Here is a 21524-nt window from a genome sequence, read left to right as displayed (position 1 = left end):
CGCGGCCGCGTGTTCTCCCTCACACCGCTTCCGGCTCGCGCGGACGTTTCCGCGCTCACGCCTTTTCGGGGAGTTCCTCAAGGCCCTCGGACACCAGCCGCGCCAGCCGGTCCACCGCCTCCCGCGCCGCCGGGGTGTCCTCGGCGGACGACGCGAGCACGACCTCGTCGCCCCCCTGCGCGCCGAGGGTGAGGACGGCGAGGAGCGACGCCGCGTTCACCGCCGCGCCGCCCGGCCGGGCGATCGTCACCGGCACACCGGTCGCCATCGCGGCCCGGACGAAGACCGAGGCGGGCCTGGCGTGCAGCCCGTCGGCCCACCCGATCGTGACACGGCGCTCAATCATGCTGTTGCCCTCCGCTGAGGTGGATCGTCAGGCCGGACGCCGGCTGCGCGGCCACCTCGGCCGCCCGCCCGGTCCCGCCCAACCGTACGCTGGGCCCATGGCGCCGACACCCGCCGAGCACCCGTACCCCGCCCACTGGGAGGCCGACGTGGTGCTGCGCGACGGCGGCACGGCCCACATCAGGCCCATCACCCCGGCGGACGCCGACCGGCTCGTCAGCTTCTACGAGCGCGTCTCCGACGAGTCGAAGTACTACCGCTTCTTCGCCCCCTACCCCCGGCTGTCCGACCGCGACGTCCACCGCTTCACCCACCACGACTACGTGGACCGCGTCGGCCTGGCCGCCACCGTGCGGGGCCGGTTCCTCGCCACCGTCCGCTACGACCGCGTGGCGCCCGGCTCCGACGTCGCCGAGGTCGCGTTCCTCGTGGAGGACGCCCACCAGGGCCGCGGCCTCGGCTCGGTCCTGCTGGAGCACGTCACCGCCGTCGCCCGCGAACGCGGCGTCCGCCGCTTCGAGGCCGAGGTCCTGCCCGCCAACGGCAAGATGATCAAGGTCTTCACGGACGCCGGGTACTCCCAGCGCCGCAGCTGGGAGGACGGCGCCGTCCGCCTCACCCTCGACCTGGCGCCCACCGCCGAGTCGCTGGCCGTCATGCGGGCCCGCGAGCAGCGCGCCGAGGCCCGTTCCGTCCAGCGGCTCCTCGCGCCGCGCTCGGTCGCCGTGGTCGGCGCGGGCCGCAGGCCGGGCGGCGCGGGCCGGCGGGTGCTCGCGGCGCTGCTCGCCGCCGGGTTCACCGGCCGCCTCCACGCCGTCAACGCGACCCTGCCGCCCGGCACGGAACGGCTCGGCGGCGTGCCCGCGCACCCGTCCGTGCGCGCCATCGGCGAGCCCGTGGACCTCGCGGTGGTCGCCGTCCCCGCCGGACGGGTCCCCGGCGTCGTCACCGACTGCGGCGAGGCGGGCGTCCAGGGCCTGGTGGTGCTGGCGGCCGGTCACAGCACCCAGGAGCAGCGCGCGCTCGTCCGCACGGCGCGCGAGTACGGCATGCGCGTCGTGGGCCCCGACGCGTTCGGCCTCCTCAACACGGACCCCGCCGTCCTGCTCAACGCCAGCCCGGCCCCCGCGTTGCCGTCCGCCGGGCGCACGGGGCTGTTCACGCAGTCCGCCGCCATCGGCATGGCCGTCCTCGCCGAACTGGAGCGGCGCGGCGCGGGCCTGTCCACCTTCGTCTCCGCCGGGAACCGCGCCGACGTCTCGGGCAACGACCTCCTCCAGTACTGGGACGAGGACCCCGCCACCGGCGTCGCCCTCATGTACCTCGAATCCATCGGCAACCCGCGCAAGTTCACCCGGCTGGCCCGCCGCACCGCCGCGTCCGGCACGCCCGTCGTCGTCGTGCGCGGCGGGCGGCACAGCGGCGGCGTCCCCCCGCACGGCCACGACGTCCCCCAGGGCGTCACCCCGGAGGCGACCGTCTCCGACCTCCTGCGGCAGGCCGGGGTCATCGAGGCGGACACCGCCACCGAACTCGTCGACACAGGGCTGCTCCTGGCGCAGCAGCCCCTCCCCGCCGGGGCGCGGACCGCCGTCATCGGCAACGCGGAGGCGCTCGGCCTCGTCGCGTACGACGCCTGCCGCGCCCAGGGGCTCACCCCGCTGCCGCCCCGGGGCCTCGGCGCGGCGGCCGGCCCCGACGCGTACGGCGCCGCGCTGGCCGCCGCGCTCGCCGACCCGGGCACCGACGCCGTGGTCGTCACGGCCGTGCCCGCCGGGGCGGCGGCCGTGGTGGCCGAGGACCCCGACAGCCCCGACGGCCCCGCTCCCGGCCCCGGACGCCTCGCCCCGGCGCTGCGCGCGGCCCTCGACGCCGCCGCCGACACCGGGCCCCGCAAGCCCGTCCTCGTCGCCCACCTCGGCCTCGACGCCCTCGCCGCCGACCTCGGCGGCCACGGCATCCCCGCCTACCCGTCGGCGGAACGCGCCGTCCAGGCACTCGCCCGCGCCGTCCGGCACGCCGAGTGGCGCGCCCGCGCCGCCGATCCGGGCCGCGTCCCGGTGTTCGACGACGTGGACGAGGCCGCCGCCGCCCGGCTCCTCGCCGCCGCCGCGCCCGCCTCCGGCACCGCCGCGCTCGGCCAGGAGGCGACGGGACGCCTGCTCGCCGCGTACGGCATCCACGTCCCGCCCACCGCCCCCGCGCCCACCCCCGACGCCGCCGCGGAGGCCGCCGCGCGCCTGGGCTACCCGGTCGCCCTCAAGACCACCGCCCCCCACCTGCGCCACCGCGCCGACCTCGGCGGCACCCGGCTCGACCTCGCCACCGAGGACGAACTGCGCCGCGCCCACGCCGAGCTGACCGGCCGTCTCGGCGACGCCGCCCGCCTGCGCCCCGTCGTCCAGCGGATGGCCCCGCGCGGCGTGGACACGGTGGTCCGGGCCACCGTCGATCCCGCCATCGGCGCCGTCCTGTCCTTCGGCCTCGCCGGGCCCGCCTCCGAACTGCTCGGCGACGTCGGCCACCGGCTGCTGCCCGTCAGCGACCGGGACGCGGCCGGGCTCGTACGCTCCCTGCGCGCCGCCCCGATGCTCTTCGGCTGGCGCGGCGCGGGCCCGGTGGACACGGCCGCGCTGGAGGAACTCCTGCTGCGCCTGGGGCGGCTGGTCGAGGACCACCCGGCGATAGCGTCGGTCGATCTGGAGCCCGTCGCGGTCGCCCGGGAGGGCGCCACCCCGCTCGGCGCGACCGTCCGCGTGGCGCCGCCGCCCCCCAGGCCGGACCTCGGCCCGCGCAGGCTGCGCGCGTACTGACGCGTCCCCGGCGGAGTCGGCGACGGCGGCGCCGCTGTCGGAGGCGCCCCGTAGGATGGGCACATGGCGAAGACCGGTACAACGTCCCAGGGACTGCGGGAGGCGATCGAGCGCAGCGGCTACTACCCGGCGCTCGTCGCGGAGGCGGTGGAGGCGGCCGTGGGCCGCGAGCCCGTCGTCTCCTTCCTCGTCCACCAGGAGACCACCTTCGACAGCAACGAGGTGCGCCGTCACGCCACCGTGCTCGTGCTGACCGGCACGCGGTTCATCGTCAGCCACACCGACGAGCAGACCGCCGAGACCTCCTCGCCCGCCCCGTACGCGACGACGTCCACCGAGTCCGTCAAGCTGTCCCGCATCTCCTCCGTCGTGATCAGCCGCGTCGTGGCCGACCCGCAGTCGTACGTGCCGGGCACGCTGCCCCGCGAGGTCGTCCTCACCATCGGCTGGGGCGCCGTCTCCCGCATCGACATGGAGCCCGCCGCCTGCGGCGACCCCAACTGCGAGGCGGACCACGGCTACACCGGCTCCAGCACGGCCGACGACCTCTCGCTGCGCATCAGCGAGGCGGGCGACGGCCCGGAGACGGTCCGCCAGACCCTGGACTTCGCGCAGGCGCTGTCCGAGGCCACGGCGGCGGCGGGCAGGTGACGTACGCCCAGGCCGCCGATCCCGAGCCACTCGACCCGCGCGACGCCCCCGCGCCCCGCTACGGTTCCGCGTCACTCGCCGACGTGCTGCCCGCCGCGGCGGCCGGGATCGGCGTACCGGGCCTGACGTCGGGTCTCGAACTGCCGTCCGCCGACCGGGTCTGCCTCTTCCTCGTCGACGGCCTCGGCTGGCACGCCCTGCTGGACAACGCGGCGGACGCCCCGTTCCTCACCTCGCTGCTGCCGACCTCCAAGGCCGGGACGGGCGAGCCCATCACCTGCGGCTTCCCCTCCACCACCGCCACCTCCCTCGCGTCCGTCGGCACCGGGCTGCCCCCCGCCGCCCACGGCCTGGCGGGCTACCGCGTGCGCGACCCCGCCACCGGCGCGCTGATGCACCAACTGCGCTGGGACCCCTGGACCGAGCCCGCGCTCTGGCAGCCGCACCCCACCGTCTTCCAGCTCGCCCACGCCGCCGGGGTCCCCGCCGCGCAGGTCTCCGCCCCCCGCTTCGAGCGCACGCCGCTGACGCAGGTCGCCCTCTCGGGCGGCACGTTCCTCGGCCGCCTCGACGCGGGCGAGCGGATCGACCTCGCCGCCGCCAGGCTCGCCGCGACCGGACGGGCCCTCGTCTACACGTACTACGCCGAACTCGACGCCACCGGGCACCGCTACGGCATGGCGTCCGCCGACTGGCGCCGCGAGCTGCGCGAGGTGGACCGCCTCGCGCGGCGCCTCGCCGAGCAGCTGCCGCCCCGTTCCGTCCTCTACGTGACGGCCGACCACGGCATGGTGGACACGCCCCCGGCCGGGCCCGACCGCCTCGACTTCGACGAGGACTGGGAGCTGTCCGCGGGCGTCGCCGCCCTCGGCGGCGAGGGCCGCGCCCGCCACCTGTACGCCGTCCCCGGCGCCGCGGCCGACGTCCACGCCGTGTGGCGCGAGGTGCTCGCGGAGCAGGCGTGGGTCGTGACGCGCGAGGAGGCCGTGGAACTGGGCTGGTTCGGGCCGCCTGGCACCGGCGTCGAGGCCCGGGTGCGCGACCGGATCGGCGACGTCGTCGTCGCCATGACGGGCAGCGCCGCCGTCGTCGCGAGCCGCCGTGAGCCCAAGGAGTCGGCGCTGGTCGGCATGCACGGGTCGCTGACCCCCGCCGAGCAGCTCGTGCCGCTCCTCGAAGTCCGCACCTGAGACCGCACTGGAGCACGATCCGTGGCTGAACTCGCCTTCTTCTCCGGCACGATGGACTGCGGGAAGAGCACCCTCGCCCTCCAGATCCAGCACAACCGCTCGGCGCGCGGCCTGCTGGGCCTGATCTTCACCCGGGACGACCGGGCGGGCGCCGGGCGCCTCTCCTCCCGCCTCGGCCTGGTGACCGAGGCCACCGAGGCAGGCGATGGCTTCGACTTCCACGCCCACCTCGTCGGCCTCCTCACGGCCGGGGGCCGCGTGGACTACGTCATCGCGGACGAGGCGCAGTTCCTCTCGCCCGGGCAGGTGGACCAGCTGGCCCGCGTCGTGGACGACCTGGGCATAGACGTCTTCGCCTTCGGCATCACCACCGACTTCCGCACCCGCCTCTTCCCCGGCTCGCAGCGGCTGATCGAGCTGGCCGACCGCGTCGAGGTCCTCCAGGTCGAGTCCCTGTGCTGGTGCGGCGCGCGGGCCACGCACAACGCCAGGACGGTCGGCGGCCGGATGGTCGTCGAGGGCGCCCAGGTCGTCGTCGGGGACGTCGGCGAGCCCGGTGGCGGGCTCGCCGACGTCGGCTACGAGGTGCTGTGCCGCCGGCACCACCGCCGCCGGCTCACCGCCGCCTCGGCGGGCGCGGGCGCCCTGTCGCCCGAGGTGCTCCCGGTCGACGCGGCGCGGCGCGCCGACTGACGCGCCGCGCTCAGCGGTCGGCCGGGCGGATCAGCGCGAACGGCGCGCCCTCCGGGTCGGCGACCTCCGCCCAGCGCCCGAACCGCGAGTCCGCCGGGGCGCTCGTCCGCCGCCCGCCCAGCTCCTCGACGCGCGCCACGGCCTCCTCGACGTCCGGCACCGAGAAGTACGTCAGCCAGTGCGGCCCGCGGTCGTGCGGCAGTTCGCCGGCCACGCCCCGCACGCCCGCCACCGGACGCCCGTCGAGCCGCAGCGTCAGCTGGTCCGAGCCCTCGGGGGCGGTGGGCTCCGGCGCCGGCTCGTACCCGAAGACCGTGCAGTAGAACTTGGCGGCGCCCGACGCCTCGCGGGTGATCAGCTCGTTCCACACCGGCGCGCCCCACGGCCCGCGGTACGGTCCGCTGCGCCGCGGGCCGCCCTGCCACAGGCCGAACGCCGCGCCGCTCACGTCCGAGGCGATCCCGAGGCGCCCCACCCGGTCGACGTCCAGCGGCCCGACCGCGACCGTGCCGCCGCAGTCGCGCACCAGCGCGGCCGTCTCGTCCGCGTCGCGCGCCGCGATGTACGGCAGCCACGCGACCACCCGCCGCGCGCCGGCCGCGATCTCCCCGAGCCCGGCCACCGGGTGGCCGTCGCGCAGCGCCTTCACGTAAGGCCCGAGCTGGGGCTCGTCCTCGTCGAACTCCCAGCCGAACAGCTCTCCGTAGAACCGCCGTCCGGCCGCCAGGTCGTGCACCATCAGACTCACCCAGCGGTGCGTTCCAGGAACGGGCGGGCTCGCAGTCTCGGCCATCCTTGCCTCTCTTCTGGGGGCTCCCCGGCTCGCCGTCGCAAGTCTCCCCAGGGCTGGGGAGAATGGGGCCATGACACCAATGATCCCCGCATCCGCCCTCGCCGCCGCACTCGCCCCCGGCTCCCCGGAGGCGGACCGGCCCGTCCTGCTGGACGTGCGCTGGCGGCTCGGCGGGCCGCCGGGACGCCCCGCGTACGAGGCCGGACACCTGCCCGGCGCCGTCTACGTGGACCTGGAGGAGGACTTGGCGGGCCCGCCGGGACCCGGCGGACGGCATCCGCTGCCCGACACCGGGATCTTCGGCGCGGCGATGCGCCGGGCCGGTGTGTGCCTCGGCCGTCCCGTCGTGGTCTACGACGGCGGCCAGGGCTGGGGGGCTGCCCGCGCGTGGTGGCTGCTGCGCTGGGCGGGGCACGGGCGGGTGGGCGTGCTGGACGGCGGGCTGCCGGCCTGGGAGGGCGAGCTGTCCACCCGTACGCCGGAACCGGCCGAGGGCGACTTCGTGCCCGCCCCCGGCGGCCTGCCCGTGCTGGACGCGGACGGCGCGGCGGCGCTGGCGCGCGAGGGCGTGCTGCTGGACGCGCGGGCGGGGGAGCGGTACCGGGGCGAGGTCGAGCCGATCGACCCGGTCGCCGGGCACATCCCGGGCGCCGTCTCCGCGCCGACCACCGAGAACACCGGTCCCGGCGGCCTGATGCGCCCGCCCGCCGAGCTGGCCGCCCGTTTCGCTGCCCTGGGCGTCGGCCCCGACACCCCGGTGGGCGTCTACTGCGGCTCGGGCGTCTCGGCGGCGCACGAGGTCCTCGCCCTCGCCTCCGCGGGGATCGGGGCCGCGCTCTACCCGGGCTCGTGGAGCGAGTGGACCGCCCTGCCGGGCCGCCCGGTGGCGACCGGCCCCGAGGCGGGCTGACCGGGCGCGCGACGGCGGGTCACCCGTACGGTGTCCCGCCGTCCCGCGTCACTCCTTCTTCTTGCGGCGCGTGCCGAAGACGATCTCGTCCCAGCTCGGCACCGCCGCGCGGCGGCCGGGCCGCACGCCGTCCGCCTCCGCCTGCCGGTCGGTGCTGCCCGTCAGCCGGTCGCGGTGCCCGCCGACCGAGCGGGGCATCAGGACGTCCGCGTACGTGGACCCGGCGCTCGCGGCGGGCGCCGAGGGGCCGCGCGGCACGGGGGGCTCGTCGTGCAGGTCGTCGTCGTCCGCCTCGGGCTCCGCGGTGGCCGCCGCGGCGAGCGCGGACGCCGGTTCCGGCACGACCAGGTCGCCCCGGAAGCTCGGCACGGCCTCCAGCAGGCTGGTGAGCGAATCGGGCTCGGAGTCGCGGTCGCGGCCCATGGGCTCGGGCGAGCGGCCCGCGGACCGCTCGCTCTCCCGGGGCAGCCGCGCGATCCGGGGCACGAACGGCGTGCTCGGCTCCGGCGTGTCGTCCGTCTCGCCGAGCAGCGCGCGCGCCTCGTCGTCCACGGCCTGGACCAGGCGGCGCGGCGGGTCGTACATCCAGCTCGCCGAGTGCGTCTCGCCCGCGACGCGGTAGACGAGCAGGACCTCCCACGTCCCGTCGTCGCGCCGCCAGGAGTCCCAGCGGACGGCGTCCTTGTCGGCGCCGCGCAGCAGCAGCCGCTCGGTGACCGCGTCGCCGAGCTGCGGCCCCGCGGTCTCCCCGGGGCGCCGTACAGCGGTCTTGCGGGCGCGTTCTGCCATGAAGGCGCGCTCGGCCAGCACGGGGCCCTCGAAGCGGCGTACGCGGTCCACAGGGATGCCCGCGAACTGCGCGACCTCCTCGGCGGTGGCGCCGGCTCTTATGCGCGCCTGGATGTCGCGCGGCCGCAGATGGTTCTCGACCTCGATCTCGATCTGGCCGAGACGGGCGCGGTCGTTCCGCACGGCGGCGCGCAGGCGCTCGTCGATGGGAAGGGTGTATTCCGTGTTGTCGGCAGCCTTGAGCACCAGACGTGTGCCGTCATTGCTCACGGCCACGACACGCAGTTCGGGCACGAGGACCTCCCGGGTGGTGCCTGCCGACGTCACGTACGTCGCTGCTCTCCCGCTGACGAGTGTGACCTGCCCGGGTGCAGCCTGCCACAACCTTGCCGACTTGCCCGGCGTGTCGGGCCATGGTCTTTCGCCGCCGTTATGGCACAGTCACCACTTTGCCACGAGCGGTGACCGGCGGGGGCCGGATCTCCGCGCGGGCCGGACGGCGGCTTGGACCAGGTGTCGTCACATTACTCCATCAGGACGCGCCCCGTGGGGTGAAGTGCGCCGGAAGTTCACATCCGGCAAGGGAGTTGGGCGGGCGTTTCCCGACACTTTCGGGTGGTAAGACTCACAGAATCCGCAAAAGTGGAACTTTCGGCCGCCCCCGTATGTCTCTTCCGTGGACGGAGTCGTCCCATGCGTGGACACGGTGCGAGGAGTGTGCGGGAAGCGGCAAATGGTGGAACCTCAGGTAAAGAATCCGGACCCCGTCCCGAACCCCGCCGCGGACGGCGGGACCCGGCGGCGGGGCGTCGAGCTGACCGTCACGCAGGTCGCGGCGAGCGCCGTGGCCGCCGTCCTCGGCGCGATGCTCGCGTCCGGGCTCGGCGTGTACGGCACCGTCATCGGGGCCGCGGTGCTCAGCGTCGTGGCCACGACGGGCGGCGCCTTCCTCCAGCACCTGTTCGACTCGGCGCGCCGTCCCGCCGGTCCGCGGCGTGCCGGCCGGCCCGCCGGGACGCCGTCACCGCCGACACCGCGGCCGCGCGCACGGCGGCGGTGGCGCCCGCGCCGCGCCCTGCTCGCGGCGGCGGGCGCCTTCCTGCTGGCGATGACGGCCGTGACCGGCATCGAGCTGGCGGGCGGCTCCTCGCTGTCCGGCTGGTGGGGCCGCGACGACGCCGGGACCTCCGTCGGCCGCCTGATCCACGGCGGCGGTGACGGCGGCGACAGCCCAGGTGACAGGCCGGGTGACAGCCCTGGCGACGACGGTGACGACGACGGCGGCGACGACCGGCGGGACGAGGGCCCGGCCGATGACGGCGACGGCGGGAGCGGCACCCCGTCCCCCGACGACACCGGCGGCGCCCCCTCGCCGTCCGACGACGCGCCGGACGAGGACACCCCGGGGCAGGGCACCCCGTCCCCCGGCACCGGCACGGACGGCACCGGCGGCGGGGAGACCGGCCAGGACGGCGGCCAGGACCCCGGTGACGGCACCGGCGGCACACCCACGCCCACGCCCACCCTCACGGCCCCCGCGCCCGGCTCCGGCGGCACGGGACCCGGCACAACCCCCGGCACGCAGGACGGCGGGGCGGAGGGCGCCACCGGCTGATGGCAGGATCGGGAGACATGGACCGTGCGACCGACACCCAGCCCTACGACGCGCTGCTGCTTCTCTCCTTCGGCGGGCCCGAGGGCCCCGACGACGTGATCCCGTTCCTGGAGAACGTGACGCGCGGCCGGGGCATCCCGCGCGAACGGCTGGCCGAGGTGGGCGCGCACTACCGGCTCTTCGGCGGCGTCAGCCCCATCAACGAGCAGAACCGCACCCTGCTCGCCGCCCTCCGCGCCGACTTCGCCGGACACGGCCTCGACCTGCCGGTCTACTGGGGCAACCGCAACTGGGCGCCGTACGTCACCGACACCGTCCGGGAGATCGCCGCCGCCGGGCACCGCCGCGTCCTCACGCTGGCGACGAGCGCCTACGCCTCGTACTCCGGCTGCCGCCAGTACCGCGAGGACCTCGGCGCGGCCCTCACCGAGCTCGCCGCCGAGGGCGTGCCGCTGCCCCGCGTGGACAAGCTCCGGCACTACTACAACCACCCCGGCTTCCTCGACACGATGACGGACGGCGTCCTCACCGCCCTGGTCGAACTGCCCGAGGAGGTACGCGACGGGGCGCGCCTCGTCTTCACGACGCACTCCATCCCCGACAGCGCCGCCGACACGTCGGGCCCGCCCTCCGGCCGCGCCCCCGGCGGCGCGTACGTCGCGCAGCACCTCGACGCCGCGCGGACCGTCGCCGCCGCCGTGGCCAAGGCGACCGGCGTGGAGCGCCCGCACGAGCTGGTCTACCAGTCCCGCAGCGGCTCGCCCGAGATCCCGTGGCTTGAGCCCGACATCGTGGACCGCCTGCGCGAGCTGCACGCCGAGGGGACGCCCGCCGTCGTCATGGTGCCGATCGGCTTCGTCTCGGACCACATGGAGGTGCTCTACGACCTCGACACCGAGGCGATGGACGCCGCCCGCGGGATGGGGCTGCCCGCCGTCAGGTCCGCGACCGTGGGCGCCGACCCGCGCTTCGTCGCCGCCGTCCGCGACCTCGTGCTCGAACGCGCCGCCACCGAGCGCGGCGAGTCCCCCCGGCGCTGCGCCCTGGGCGACCTCGGCCCGAGCCACGACCTGTGCCCGGCGGGCTGCTGCCCGGGGCGCGTCGCGCGTCCGGCCGCCGCCGGGGCCGACAGCCCGTTCGCCTGACCCCCGCTCACCACCCGCCGCCGCCACCGCACGCACGAGGAGCGACCCGCCATGCCCCCTGCCGACCTGCCCGCCGAACTCCTCGCCCTCGCCCGGGAGGCCGCGGCCCGCGCCGGGCGGCTGCTGCGCGACGGCCGCCCCGCCGACCTGGGCGTCGCCGCCACCAAGTCGAGCCCGATCGACGTCGTCACCGAGATGGACGTGGCCGCCGAGCGGCTGATCACCGGGTTCCTCGCCGAACACCGCCCGGACGACGGCGTGCTCGGCGAGGAGGGCGGCGAGCGCGGCGGCGCCAGCGGCGTGCGCTGGGTGGTCGATCCGCTCGACGGCACCGTCAACTACCTGTACGGGCTGCCGAACTGGGCCGTGTCCGTCGCCGCCGAGGTGGACGGCGAGACGGTCGCGGGCGTCGTGGCCGTGCCCGCGCGCGGCGAGACCTTCTTCGCGCGGGCCGGCGGCGGCGCCCACCGCGTGACCGGGGACGGCGCCCCTGAGCCGCTTGCCACGCGCCCGTCCCCGCCCCTCGACCAGGCGCTGATCGCCACCGGCTTCAACTACGTCGCGGCCGTCAGGACGGCGCAGGCCGCCGTCGCGCACCGCCTCATCCCGCGGGTCCGCGACATCCGCCGCGGCGGCTCGGCGGCCATCGACCTGTGCGACGTGGCCGCGGGCCGGCTCGACGGGTACTACGAACGCGGCCTGCACCCCTGGGACCTGGCCGCGGGCGACCTGATCGCCCGTGAGGCGGGCGCCCTCACCGGCGGCAGGCCGGGCCACCGCCCGGACGGCGACCTCACCGTCGCGGCGTCCCCCGGCGTCTTCGCCGTCCTCCAGCCGCTCCTGGACGAGCTGGGCGCCTGGCACGACTGAGGAGACCCGGGGAGACCCCCGGGGCGGCCCGCGCCTGTCCCCACACGCGCCTGGGCGCCCCCGGGGAGGTCCCCAGGGGCGCCCAGGCCCGCTCGGATCACCGGCGCCCGGACGTGCCGGGCGCGGGCGTCACGCGGCGGTGGAGCCGATCTCCACACCGTGCTCCGCCGCCAGCCGTCGCAGGTCGTCCAGCTCGGCCTGCTCCACGTCCATGGTGAACAGATCTCCGTCTTCGCGAGCGCGGCTGAGGCCGGACTCGGTGTTCTCGATGCGCTGCAGGATTCCAGCGGTGAACGCGTCCAAGGTGCGCCCCCTCGTCTTCGATCGGCGGCACCGGGGTGCCGGGGGTGGGTGCGGCCACGGGGGGGTCCACGGGTCGGTCGGCAGCGCGGGGCTTGCCGCCTCCGAGGGGGGAGGGTGGTCGCGGGGTGTGTGGTTCGTCCTCCCCGATGTGGCGCATGGGGAAACATGCCCGAAGCAGAAAAGCGCACAGACGTGTGCTCCGGCGCACGTCCGGGTGCTTACCGGGCGCTTACCGGTCTTCGGGGCAGGATGGAGGGGCCGCGCCGCCGGGGCAGGATGGGGGAGCCAGGTCACCGGTGCGTGACGGCGTGACGGGCGAGGACGAGCGGGACGATCGAGAAGAGGGACAGGACGTGCGCGTACTCGTCGTGGAGGACGAGCAGTTGCTCGCGGACGCGGTGGCCACCGGCCTGCGCAGGCAGGCCATGGCGGTGGACGTGGTCTACGACGGCGCCGCCGCCACCGAGCGCGTGGACCTGAACGACTACGACGTGGTCGTCCTCGACCGCGACCTGCCGCTGCTGCACGGCGACGACGTGTGCCGCCACATCGTCGCCACCGGCAAGCCCACCCGCGTCCTCATGCTCACCGCCGCCGGTGACATCTCGGACCGCGTGGAGGGCCTCGAACTGGGCGCGGACGACTACCTGCCGAAGCCCTTCGCGTTCACCGAGCTGACCGCCCGCGTACGCGCCCTCGGCCGCCGCGCCACCGCGCCGCTGCCGCCGGTGCTGGAGCGCTCGGGCCTGCGCCTCGACCCGAACCGCCGTGAGGTCTTCCGGGACGGGCGGCAGATCCACCTCGCGCCCAAGGAGTTCGCCGTCCTGGAGGTCCTGATGCGGGGCGCGGGGGGCGTCGTCTCGGCGGAGCAGCTGCTGGAGAAGGCGTGGGACGAGAACACCGACCCGTTCACGAACGTGGTGCGCGTCACCGTCATGACCCTGCGCCGCAAGCTGGGCGACCCGCCGGTCATCACCACGGTGCCGGGCGCCGGCTACCGGATCTGACGCCATGGCCGCTGCCCCGCCCCCCGGACCACCACCGCCGCCCAGGATGCCCGCGGCGCCGCCCAAGCCGAGCTGGAGCCCGCACGAGGGTGAGCGCCGCGCGGGCTGGTTCAGGCCGACCATCCGCATCCGCCTGACGCTGCTGTACGGCGGCATGTTCCTGATCGCCGGGTTCGTCCTGCTGACGATCATCTACCTGCTCGCCGCCCAGGCGCTCAACCGGGGCAGCGACCTGCCCTACGACATCACCGACGGCGCCCAGGTCAGGATCACGTCCGACGTGTGCCCCGAGATCTCGGGGCTGGTCAGCGGCGACGTGTTCACCACCTGGGTCGAGAAGTGCCAGGGCACCCAGCGCGACATCGCGCTCGACCAGCTCCTGCGCAGCTCGCTGCTCGCCCTGCTCGGCCTGGCGGTGGCGGCGTTCGCGTTCGGCTACGTGATGGCGGGGCGCGTGCTCTCGCCGCTCGGCCGGATCACCCGCATCGCCCGCCAGGTCGCCGGGTCCGACCTGCACCGGCGCATCGAGCTGGACGGCCCGGACGACGAGCTGAAGGAACTGGCCGACACGTTCGACGAGATGCTCGACCGGCTGGACCGCGCGTTCACCGCGCAGCAGCGCTTCGTCGCCAACGCGTCGCACGAGCTGCGCACGCCGCTCGCGATCAACAGGACGCTGCTGGAGGTCCAGCTCTCCGACCCCGACGCGTCGCCCGAGGTGACCCAGCTGGGCAACACGCTGCTGGCCACCAACGAGCGCAGCGAGCAGCTCGTGGAGGGCCTGCTGCTGCTCGCCCGCAGCGAGAACGAGCTGGTGGACCGCAAGCCCGTGGACCTCGCGGAGGTGGCGGGCCAGGCGGTCGAGCAGACGCGCGCGGAGGCGCAGACGCGGGGCGTGGAGCTGCGCGGCGACCGGCAGCCAGTCCAGGTGATGGGCAACGGCGTCCTGCTCGAACGTGTGGCGCTGAACCTGGTGCAGAATGCCGTGCGCTACAACGTGGCGCGGGGCGGCTGGGTCCGCGTCGGGGTCGAGTCGCGTCCCGGGCAGGCCGTGCTGGTGGTGGAGAACACCGGGCCGGTCGTCCCCGCCTACGAGATCGATAATATGTTCGAACCCTTCCGGCGGTTGCGCACGCAGCGTACACGGAGCGACAAAGGTGTCGGTCTCGGTCTGTCCATCGTCCGGTCCGTCGCCCGTGCGCACGGGGGCTATGTGGCGGCCGAGCCGCGTGAGGACGGCGGTCTCGTGATGCGGGTCTTCGTACCCGTCTGAGACGCTGTCCTGACGGGAAAGCTGTCCGGGCGGCCATCCGTCCGGGTGGTCACGGCCCGGGAGGGGCGCCACGGCGCCCGGCCCGGCGCCGGAGGTCCTGGCGTGAAGGTCCTGACAGGAGAGAAGTGGAATGTGATCAATCGCATACCGCGGGCCCGTGCGGACGGGCCCGGGGCAGGCACCGACCGGCCTTTCGGGCGCCCAGGGGCCCGATCGGCAGCCCGGATGATCACCTCTTCAGGCGTTCGGTTGGGTGTCGATTGAGTAACAGCACTTGATGTGAGGCAAAATCTCGGCCTCGGGTCGGGCACAAAGACCGGCCCCCACGCGTTACGTGCGCTGGAGACACCACAGACACCCGGAGGGGGAGTACGAAATGGCAACCGACTACGACACTCCACGCAAGACCGATGACGATGTCAACGAGGACAGCATCGAGGAGCTGAAGGCCAGGCGCAACGACAAGTCGGCGTCCACGGTCGACGTGGACGAGTTCGAGCAGGCCGAGGGCCTGGAACTGCCCGGCGCGGACCTCTCCAACGAGGAGCTGTCCGTCCGGGTCCTGCCCCGGCAGGCCGACGAGTTCACCTGCATGAGCTGCTTCCTCGTGCACCACCGGTCGCAGCTCGCGAAGGAGAAGGACGGCCAGCCCATCTGCCGCGACTGCGCGGCCTGATGCGACCGCCCGGACAGGCGTCAGGCCGGGTCCGGGCGGGTCGCGGTGAGCGCCGCGACCAGACGGCCGGGCTGCCGGGTCGAGAGGTACAGGTAGGGCGTCGGGTCCGCCGGGTCCTTCACCTCGACCCGCACGGCCGTCGGGATGTAGGCGCGGAGCAGCATATGAGCCCGGACATCCGCCCGGTGAGTGCGCCAGGCGAGCGCCTCCCCGGCGTCGAGCGTCCGGGCTTCGCCCAGTGCCGTCAGCGGCACGCGGGCGTCTCCGGCGATCAGCGAGCCGGCCGTCACACGGATGCGGGCCGAGCCGTAGGCGCTGAGGGACACCCCGGCCAGGGCGCCCGAGACGGCGAGACCGCACAGCAGGGGCACGGCCCCGAGCGGCAGCAGGGCGATGCCCACCAGGAGGACGCAGCCCAGGCCCATCAGCCACCAGGTCCGGGGAACGGTCAGACGCTCGTCGTACGGCTTCATGGGCCCAAGCATGGCAGGCGCGCCTCCCGGGCCCGTCCGCGGCGGTAGGGTCTGCATCGTGAGTGCCGACCCTGTGAGCCGTCCCCCCGTGGACGTCCTGATCCGGCGGATCGATCCGGCGGTCCCCGTCCCCACCCGCGCGCACCCGGGCGACGCCGGTGTCGACCTCGTCACGACCGAGGCGGCCGAGCTGGCGCCGGGCGAGCGCGCGGTGCTGCCCACCGGGGTGGCCATCGCCCTGCCCGACGGTTACGCGGCGTTCGTGCACCCCCGGTCGGGGCTCGCGGCCCGCTGCGGGGTCGGGATGGTGAACGCGCCCGGCACGATTGACGCCGGGTACCGTGGGGAGATCAAGGTCATCGTGATCAATCTGGACCCGCGTGAGACCGTCCGGTTCCAGCCGTTCGACCGGATCGCCCAGCTCGTCGTCCAGCAGGTGGAGACCGTCCGTTTCCACGAGGTCGCCGAGCTGCCGGGTTCGGCACGGGCGACGGGGGGTTTCGGCTCCACGGGCGGCCATGCCGGCGTGCGGAACCCCTATGCTGCGGTCGGTCCCGGCGGGAGCGCCGACCGGAAAGGACTGTGACGTGTTCGGACGTCGAGGCAAGCGCAAGGAGGAGCCCGAGGAGGCTCCGGAGGCCACCGAGGAGGCCAGGGACGACGAGGAGGCCGCCGAGGAGCGCCGCGTCCGCCTTGAGCCCGCGCCCCGCCCCGAGGGGCCCTGGGACCTGAGCGAGGTCGGGTCGCCGGCCGAGGGCCGCGTCGATCTCGGCGGACTCTTCGTGCCCGGTGTGCCGGGGATGGAGCTGCGGGTGGAGGTCGCGGGTGACGCGATCGTCGCCGCCACGGTCGTCCTCAAGGACAGCGCCGTCCAGCTGCAGGCGTTCGCCGCGCCGAAGCGCGAGGGCATCTGGGGCGAGGTCCGTGAGGAGATCGCCGGGGGCATCACCAAGCAGGGCGGCACGATCGACGAGATCGAGGGCCCGCTCGGCTGGGAGCTGCGGGCCCAGGTGCCGGTGCAGCTGCCGGACGGCAAGCGCGGCCTGCAGGTCGTGCGCTTCGTCGGTGTGGACGGTCCCCGCTGGTTCCTGCGCGGTGTGATCTCCGGGCAGGGCGCGGTCCAGCCGCAGGCGGCCGGGCTGCTGGAGCAGATCTTCCGCGACACCGTGGTGGTGCGCGGCGACTCTCCGATGGCGCCCCGCGACCCGATCGTGCTGAAGCTGCCGCAGGACGCCCAGATGGTCCCGGACGGCGTCAAGCAGGAGCAGGCGGCCGAGGACGGCGCGCCGGTGTCCCGTTTCGCGGGCGGGCTCGACAAGCTCCGCCGCGGCCCGGAGACCTCCGAGGTCCGCTAGGCCCTGCCGGGGCCCCCGGGCCCTTCGTGTCCCTGTGTCCCCTGTGTCCGCCCGGTGTGCGGTGTGCCCCGCACCCGGGCGTCGTGGTGCGCCGGTCCCGGTGCGTGCCGTGTGTCGGCGCGCGCCGGGCGGGTACTCGGCGGGCTCCCCACGGGAGGACCGCATGAGCGACCGCAAGGGCAGAGGACGCCACGTACGGACCGGCACCGAGCCGGTGACCGCCTACAGCGACCTGCGTCTGCGACTGATCCTGTCGCTCGTCTTCGTGCCGCTCTTCCTCGCCGCCACCGTCGTCTTCGCGATCTGGTGGGCCGCCGCCGACGCGGGGGACACCCCGAGCCCGGCGCAGCTCGGCTGGCTGACGGTGGGCTGCGCCGTCCTGACCGTCATCGCGGTCATCGACCTGCTGGTCGTCGCGCGCCGCATCCGCAGGCGCCGCCCGCCGGGCGTCTGAGCCCGCGCCTCCTCTGTTCACGCGCCGCCCGGTGATCCCGGGCGGCGCTTTCGCGTACGGGCGGCGTACAGGCCGCGTCAAGGGATGTATGGGCGTCGTCAACGCCCCGGCGGGCGCCGTCAACGTGCCGTCAACGCACGCCGTACCCCCTCCGAACAGGGGTTCTCTGGGTGAGTCAGGTTCCGTTCCCCGACTCGTTCAGGAGTCCCACGATGGCCGATGCGGTCTTCGTCCTGGTCACCGTCGCAGGTTTCGCGCTGGTGGCCCTCGTCGCCCATGGGGTGAGCAAGCTGTGAGCGCCGGTACGGCCGAGAGCGTCGTCGGCCTCGTCGTCGCCGTCGCCCTGCTCGGCTACCTCGTCGCCGCCCTGCTGTTCCCCGAGAGATTCTGAGCGAGCCCCATGAGCCCCGTACTCGCGGACGTGCTCCAGGTGACCGCCCTCGTGGTGGCCCTCGTCCTCGCACACCGTCCGCTCGGCGACTACATGGCCGCCGTCTACACGTCCCCGAAGCACCTGCGCGCCGAGCGCTGGATCTACCGCGCCATCGGCGCCGACCCCGACGCCGAGATGCGCTGGACCGCGTACCTGCGCGGCGTCCTCGCGTTCTCGTTCGCCGGTGTGCTGCTGCTGTACGCGATGACCCGCGTGCAGGACCTGCTGCCCTTCTCCCTCGGCTTCGCGCCGATACCGCCCGACCAGGCGTTCAACACCGCCGTCTCCTTCGTCACCAACACCAACTGGCAGTCGTACTCGGGCGAGGCGGCCATGGGCCACTTCGTCCAGGCGGGCGGCCTCGCGGTGCAGAACTTCGTGTCGGCCGCCGTGGGGCTGGCCGTCGCCGTCGCGCTGGTGCGCGGCTTCGCCCAGATGCGCACCGGCGGGCTCGGCAACTTCTGGGCCGACCTGGTGCGCGGCACGGTGCGCATCCTGCTGCCGCTGTCCGTCGTCTTCGCCGTCGTCCTCGTCGCCCTCGGCGCCATCCAGAACTTCTCGGACGGCCGGACCGTCGAGACCGTCACCGGCGCCGTCCAGCACATCCCCGGGGGGCCCGTCGCCTCCCAGGAGGTCATCAAGGAGCTGGGCACCAACGGCGGCGGCTTCTACAACGCCAACTCGGCCCACCCGTTCGAGAACCCGGACGGCCTCAGCAACCTGCTGGAGATCTTCCTGCTGATGCTGATCCCCTCCGCGCTGCCCCGCACCTTCGGCCGCATGGTCGGCAGCGTGCGCCAGGGCTACGCGATCGCCGGCGCGATGGCCGTCATCTGGCTCGCCGGTGTCGTCGCCGTCACCGTGGTCGAGCACCAGGCGCCGGGCGCCGCCTCGCAGCTCGCGGGCGGCGGCATGGAGGGCAAGGAGCAGCGCTTCGGCATCGGCGGCTCCTCGCTCTTCGCGGTCTCCACGACCATGACGTCCACCGGCGCGGTCAACGCGTTCCACGACTCGTTCCAGGGCCTGTCCGGCGGCGTGCTGATCTTCGGCATGGTGCTCGGCGAGGTCGCGCCCGGCGGCGTCGGCTCCGGGCTCTACGGGATGCTGCTGATGGCCGTGATCGCCGTCTTCGTCGCCGGTCTCATGGTCGGCCGCACGCCCGAGTACCTGGGCAAGAAGATCGGCACGCGCGAGATCAAGCTCGCCGCCTCCGCCATCCTCGTCACCCCCGCCCTCGTGCTCATCGGCACCGCCCTCGCGATGGCGCTGGGGGACGGCGAGCGCGCCATGACCAACATCGGGCCGCACGGCTTCTCCGAGGTCCTCTACGCCTACGCGTCGGCCGCCAACAACAACGGCAGCGCCTTCGCCGGGCTCGGGGCGAACACGGAGTTCTTCAACACGAGCCTCGGCATCGCCATGCTGCTGGGCCGCTTCCTGCCGATGGTGTTCGTCCTGGCCCTGGCCGGGTCGCTCGCCGGGCAGGGCCGCGTGCCCGAGACGGCGGGCTCCCTGCACACCCACAGACCACTGTTCACGGGCCTCCTCGTGGCGAGCACCGTCGTCGTCGCGGGACTGACGTTCTTCCCGGCGCTCTCGCTCGGCCCGCTCGCGGAAGGACTGGCCGCATGACCACCTCGGCACCACCCCGGCACGACGACGCCCCCACCGGCACCGGCACCGGGGGGCACACGCCCGCCGGGGGCGGGCGCGTCGCGCGCGGGGCGTTCGACCCCCGCCTGCTGCTCGCGTCGCTCCCCGACGCCGTGCGCAAGCTGCACCCGCGCACGATGATCGCGTCCCCCGTGATGTTCGTCGTGGAGGTCGGCTCGGTCCTCACGACCGTGCTGGCCTGCGCCGACCCGGGCGACTGGTTCGGCTGGACCATCGCGGCCTGGCTGTGGGCGACCGTCCTGTTCGCCAACCTCGCCGAGGCCGTCGCCGAGGGCCGCGGCCGCGCCCAGGCCGACTCGCTGCGCCGTGCCCGCACCGACACGGTCGCCCGCCGCCTCACCGGCGACGGCCGCGAGGAGCGCGTGCCCGGCACCGAGCTGCGCGTCGGCGACCGGGTCGTCTGCGAGGCCGGGGACACCGTCCCGGGGGACGGCGACGTCGTGGAGGGCGTCGCCAGCGTGGACGAGTCGGCGATCACCGGCGAGTCGGCGCCCGTCATCCGCGAGTCGGGCGGCGACCGCTCGGCCGTCACCGGCGGCACGCGGGTGCTGTCGGACCGGATCGTCGTCCGCGTCACGACCAGGCCGGGCGAGACGTTCCTGGACCGGATGATCGCGCTGGTCGAGGGCGCGTCCCGGCAGAAGACGCCCAACGAGATCGCCCTGAGCATCCTGCTGGCGAGCCTCACCATCGTCTTCCTGCTGGCCGTCGTCACCCTGCAGCCCTTCGCGGTCTACGCGGGAGCCGAGCAGTCCACGATCGTCCTGACCGCGCTGCTGGTCTGCCTCATCCCGACGACCATCGGCGCGCTCCTGTCCGCCATAGGCATCGCCGGGATGGACCGGCTGGTGCAGCGCAACGTGCTGGCCACCTCCGGCCGGGCCGTCGAGGCGGCGGGGGACGTCTCGACGCTGCTGCTCGACAAGACGGGCACTATCACGTATGGCAACCGGCAGGCCGCCGCGTTCCTGCCCGCGCCGGGCGTGGGCGGGGACGAGCTGGCGGAGGCGGCCGAGCTGTCGTCGCTGGCCGACGAGACCCCGGAGGGGCGTTCCATCGTCGCCCTGGCGGCCGGCACGGGGGGCCGGCCCGCCAGGACGCGGGACGGGCTCGGGGACGCGGACTTCGTGCCGTTCACCGCCCAGACGCGCATGTCGGGCGTGGACACCGGGGGCCGCAGCATCCGCAAGGGCGCCGTGAGCGCGGTCACCGGCTGGGTCGCCGAGCAGGGCGGCACCGTGCCGTCCGCCGTCCTCGGCGCCGTCGAGACGATCAGCGCGGACGGCGGCACGCCGCTGCTGGTCGCGGACGGGCCGCGCGTCCTCGGCGCCGTCCACCTGAAGGACGTCGTCAAGGAGGGCATGGGCGAGCGCTTCGCGCAGCTGCGGGCCATGGGCATCAGGACCGTCATGATCACGGGCGACAACGCGCGCACCGCCAAGGCGATCGCCGCCGAGGCGGGCGTGGACGACTTCCTCGCGGAGGCCACGCCCGAGGACAAGATGGCCCTCATCAGGAGGGAGCAGGCCGGCGGCCGCCTGGTCGCCATGACCGGCGACGGCACCAACGACGCGCCCGCCCTCGCCCAGGCGGACGTCGGCGTCGCCATGAACACCGGCACCTCCGCCGCCAAGGAGGCCGGGAACATGGTCGATCTCGACTCCGACCCGACCAAGCTGATCGACATCGTCCAGATCGGCAAGCAGCTGCTCATCACGCGCGGCGCCCTGACCACGTTCTCGCTGGCCAACGACATCGCGAAGTACTTCGCGATCATCCCGGCGATGTTCGCGACCGTCTACCCGGGCCTCGACAGCCTCAACATCATGGCGCTGTCGTCGCCCGAGTCGGCCATCCTGTCGGCCGTCGTCTTCAACGCCCTGATCATCGTCGCCCTCGTGCCGCTGGCCCTGCGGGGCGTCGGCTACCGGCCGCTCAGCGCCGACCGGCTGCTGCGGCGCAACCTGGCGGTCTACGGGCTCGGCGGCCTGGTCGCCCCGTTCCTCGGCATCAAACTCATCGACCTGCTCCTCTCCCTCATCCCTGGCATCGGGTGATCACG

At 74.9% G+C, this 21524-nt stretch carries 23 protein-coding genes; 18 read left to right on the top strand and 5 right to left on the bottom strand.

From position 1 onward, the window contains the following. Nucleotides 1-55: 55 nt before the first annotated feature. Nucleotides 56-346 carry an HPr family phosphocarrier protein gene (locus tag ACIBPC_RS17550; protein ID WP_362960479.1) on the bottom strand — a complete coding sequence of 97 codons (291 nt, stop codon included), beginning with the start codon at nucleotides 344-346 and terminating at the stop codon, nucleotides 56-58. A gap of 97 nt (nucleotides 347-443) precedes the next feature. On the opposite strand from ACIBPC_RS17550, the gene ACIBPC_RS17545 reads away from it, so the two are divergent. The 4 genes from ACIBPC_RS17545 (at nucleotide 444) to ACIBPC_RS17530 (ending at nucleotide 5692) form a co-directional block, all read left to right on the top strand. Then, a complete protein-coding gene (locus ACIBPC_RS17545; protein WP_398845461.1) occupies nucleotides 444-3158 on the top strand; it encodes a GNAT family N-acetyltransferase in 2715 nt (904 codons plus the stop codon). A 63-nt stretch (nucleotides 3159-3221) separates the two neighbouring features. Next, nucleotides 3222-3809 carry a DUF5998 family protein gene (locus ACIBPC_RS17540; protein ID WP_362960474.1) on the top strand — a complete coding sequence of 196 codons (588 nt, stop codon included), beginning with the start codon at nucleotides 3222-3224 and terminating at the stop codon, nucleotides 3807-3809. Then, on the top strand, nucleotides 3806-4999 hold the full coding sequence (locus ACIBPC_RS17535) for an alkaline phosphatase family protein (RefSeq protein WP_398845458.1): 1194 nt from the start codon (nucleotides 3806-3808) through the stop codon (nucleotides 4997-4999). Before ACIBPC_RS17540 ends, ACIBPC_RS17535 begins: the two co-directional genes overlap by 4 nt. 21 nt (nucleotides 5000-5020) lie before the next feature. Next, the gene (locus ACIBPC_RS17530) at nucleotides 5021-5692 is read left to right on the top strand and encodes a thymidine kinase (protein ID WP_362960469.1); all 672 of its coding nucleotides are present in this window, start codon (nucleotides 5021-5023) and stop codon (nucleotides 5690-5692) included. Between the two features lie 10 nt (nucleotides 5693-5702). Here ACIBPC_RS17530 and ACIBPC_RS17525 read toward each other — a convergent pair whose 3' ends face one another. Next, complete coding sequence (locus ACIBPC_RS17525) at nucleotides 5703-6485, bottom strand: VOC family protein (RefSeq protein ID WP_398845455.1); 783 nt, start codon at nucleotides 6483-6485, stop codon at nucleotides 5703-5705. 70 nt (nucleotides 6486-6555) lie between these two features. Between ACIBPC_RS17525 and ACIBPC_RS17520 the strand changes: the two genes are divergently transcribed. Beyond that, nucleotides 6556-7395, top strand: coding sequence for a sulfurtransferase (locus ACIBPC_RS17520; RefSeq protein ID WP_398845452.1), 840 nt, complete (start codon nucleotides 6556-6558; stop codon nucleotides 7393-7395). 48 nt (nucleotides 7396-7443) lie between these two features. On the opposite strand, the gene sepH is transcribed toward ACIBPC_RS17520, so the two are convergent. Then, the gene (sepH, locus tag ACIBPC_RS17515) at nucleotides 7444-8511 is read right to left on the bottom strand and encodes a septation protein SepH (RefSeq protein WP_362960464.1); all 1068 of its coding nucleotides are present in this window, start codon (nucleotides 8509-8511) and stop codon (nucleotides 7444-7446) included. A gap of 406 nt (nucleotides 8512-8917) precedes the next feature. On the opposite strand from sepH, the gene ACIBPC_RS17510 reads away from it, so the two are divergent. From ACIBPC_RS17510 to ACIBPC_RS17500, 3 genes are read left to right on the top strand one after another with little or no spacing between them, the layout of a single operon-like run. Then, nucleotides 8918-9799 carry a hypothetical protein gene (locus ACIBPC_RS17510; protein WP_398845449.1) on the top strand — a complete coding sequence of 294 codons (882 nt, stop codon included), beginning with the start codon at nucleotides 8918-8920 and terminating at the stop codon, nucleotides 9797-9799. A 17-nt stretch (nucleotides 9800-9816) separates the two neighbouring features. Continuing rightward, nucleotides 9817-10944 carry a ferrochelatase gene (locus tag ACIBPC_RS17505; RefSeq protein WP_398845446.1) on the top strand — a complete coding sequence of 376 codons (1128 nt, stop codon included), beginning with the start codon at nucleotides 9817-9819 and terminating at the stop codon, nucleotides 10942-10944. Nucleotides 10945-10995: 51 nt separating this feature from the next. After that, nucleotides 10996-11814, top strand: coding sequence for an inositol monophosphatase family protein (locus tag ACIBPC_RS17500; RefSeq protein ID WP_362960456.1), 819 nt, complete (start codon nucleotides 10996-10998; stop codon nucleotides 11812-11814). A gap of 129 nt (nucleotides 11815-11943) precedes the next feature. Here ACIBPC_RS17500 and ACIBPC_RS17495 read toward each other — a convergent pair whose 3' ends face one another. Further along, nucleotides 11944-12117 carry a hypothetical protein gene (locus ACIBPC_RS17495; protein ID WP_362960453.1) on the bottom strand — a complete coding sequence of 58 codons (174 nt, stop codon included), beginning with the start codon at nucleotides 12115-12117 and terminating at the stop codon, nucleotides 11944-11946. A gap of 353 nt (nucleotides 12118-12470) precedes the next feature. On the opposite strand from ACIBPC_RS17495, the gene ACIBPC_RS17490 reads away from it, so the two are divergent. The 3 genes from ACIBPC_RS17490 (at nucleotide 12471) to ACIBPC_RS17480 (ending at nucleotide 15073) form a co-directional block, all read left to right on the top strand. Next, nucleotides 12471-13124: a response regulator transcription factor gene (locus ACIBPC_RS17490; RefSeq protein ID WP_362960643.1), complete on the top strand. Its 654-nt coding sequence runs from the start codon at nucleotides 12471-12473 to the stop codon at nucleotides 13122-13124. 4 nt (nucleotides 13125-13128) lie between these two features. Next, nucleotides 13129-14397 (top strand): sensor histidine kinase, encoded by a 1269-nt coding sequence (locus ACIBPC_RS17485; protein ID WP_398845442.1) that lies wholly within the window; start codon nucleotides 13129-13131, stop codon nucleotides 14395-14397. A 376-nt stretch (nucleotides 14398-14773) separates the two neighbouring features. After that, nucleotides 14774-15073, top strand: coding sequence for a DUF4193 domain-containing protein (locus ACIBPC_RS17480; protein WP_052851347.1), 300 nt, complete (start codon nucleotides 14774-14776; stop codon nucleotides 15071-15073). A 20-nt stretch (nucleotides 15074-15093) separates the two neighbouring features. Here ACIBPC_RS17480 and ACIBPC_RS17475 read toward each other — a convergent pair whose 3' ends face one another. Continuing rightward, complete coding sequence (locus tag ACIBPC_RS17475; RefSeq protein ID WP_362960447.1) at nucleotides 15094-15546, bottom strand: DUF3093 domain-containing protein; 453 nt, start codon at nucleotides 15544-15546, stop codon at nucleotides 15094-15096. Nucleotides 15547-15619: 73 nt separating this feature from the next. On the opposite strand from ACIBPC_RS17475, the gene dut reads away from it, so the two are divergent. The 7 genes from dut to kdpB all read left to right on the top strand — a co-directional run bounded on the left by dut (nucleotide 15620) and on the right by kdpB (nucleotide 21519). Next, entirely contained in the window at nucleotides 15620-16132 is a 513-nt protein-coding gene (gene dut / locus ACIBPC_RS17470) for a dUTP diphosphatase (RefSeq protein ID WP_362960639.1), read from the top strand. A gap of 1 nt (nucleotide 16133) precedes the next feature. Further along, complete coding sequence (locus tag ACIBPC_RS17465; protein ID WP_398845439.1) at nucleotides 16134-16901, top strand: DUF3710 domain-containing protein; 768 nt, start codon at nucleotides 16134-16136, stop codon at nucleotides 16899-16901. A gap of 163 nt (nucleotides 16902-17064) precedes the next feature. Further along, nucleotides 17065-17355 carry a DUF6343 family protein gene (locus ACIBPC_RS17460; RefSeq protein WP_398845437.1) on the top strand — a complete coding sequence of 97 codons (291 nt, stop codon included), beginning with the start codon at nucleotides 17065-17067 and terminating at the stop codon, nucleotides 17353-17355. Between the two features lie 170 nt (nucleotides 17356-17525). Then, nucleotides 17526-17651 (top strand): hypothetical protein, encoded by a 126-nt coding sequence (locus tag ACIBPC_RS17455; RefSeq protein ID WP_362960438.1) that lies wholly within the window; start codon nucleotides 17526-17528, stop codon nucleotides 17649-17651. Next, the gene (kdpF, locus tag ACIBPC_RS17450) at nucleotides 17648-17746 is read left to right on the top strand and encodes a K(+)-transporting ATPase subunit F (RefSeq protein ID WP_362960435.1); all 99 of its coding nucleotides are present in this window, start codon (nucleotides 17648-17650) and stop codon (nucleotides 17744-17746) included. Before ACIBPC_RS17455 ends, kdpF begins: the two co-directional genes overlap by 4 nt. A 9-nt stretch (nucleotides 17747-17755) precedes the next feature. Beyond that, nucleotides 17756-19420: a potassium-transporting ATPase subunit KdpA gene (gene kdpA, locus ACIBPC_RS17445; RefSeq protein WP_398845433.1), complete on the top strand. Its 1665-nt coding sequence runs from the start codon at nucleotides 17756-17758 to the stop codon at nucleotides 19418-19420. After that, nucleotides 19417-21519 (top strand): potassium-transporting ATPase subunit KdpB, encoded by a 2103-nt coding sequence (gene kdpB, locus ACIBPC_RS17440; RefSeq protein WP_398845430.1) that lies wholly within the window; start codon nucleotides 19417-19419, stop codon nucleotides 21517-21519. The genes kdpA and kdpB overlap by 4 nt, the downstream gene beginning before the upstream one ends. Nucleotides 21520-21524 lie beyond the last annotated feature (5 nt).

The sequence above is a fragment of the Streptomyces sp. NPDC049879 genome, assembly GCF_044461265.1.
GTDB lineage: Bacteria > Actinomycetota > Actinomycetes > Streptomycetales > Streptomycetaceae > Streptomyces.
Note: the sequence above shows the minus strand (reverse complement) of the source record. Positions and strands in the feature narration are given on the sequence as shown.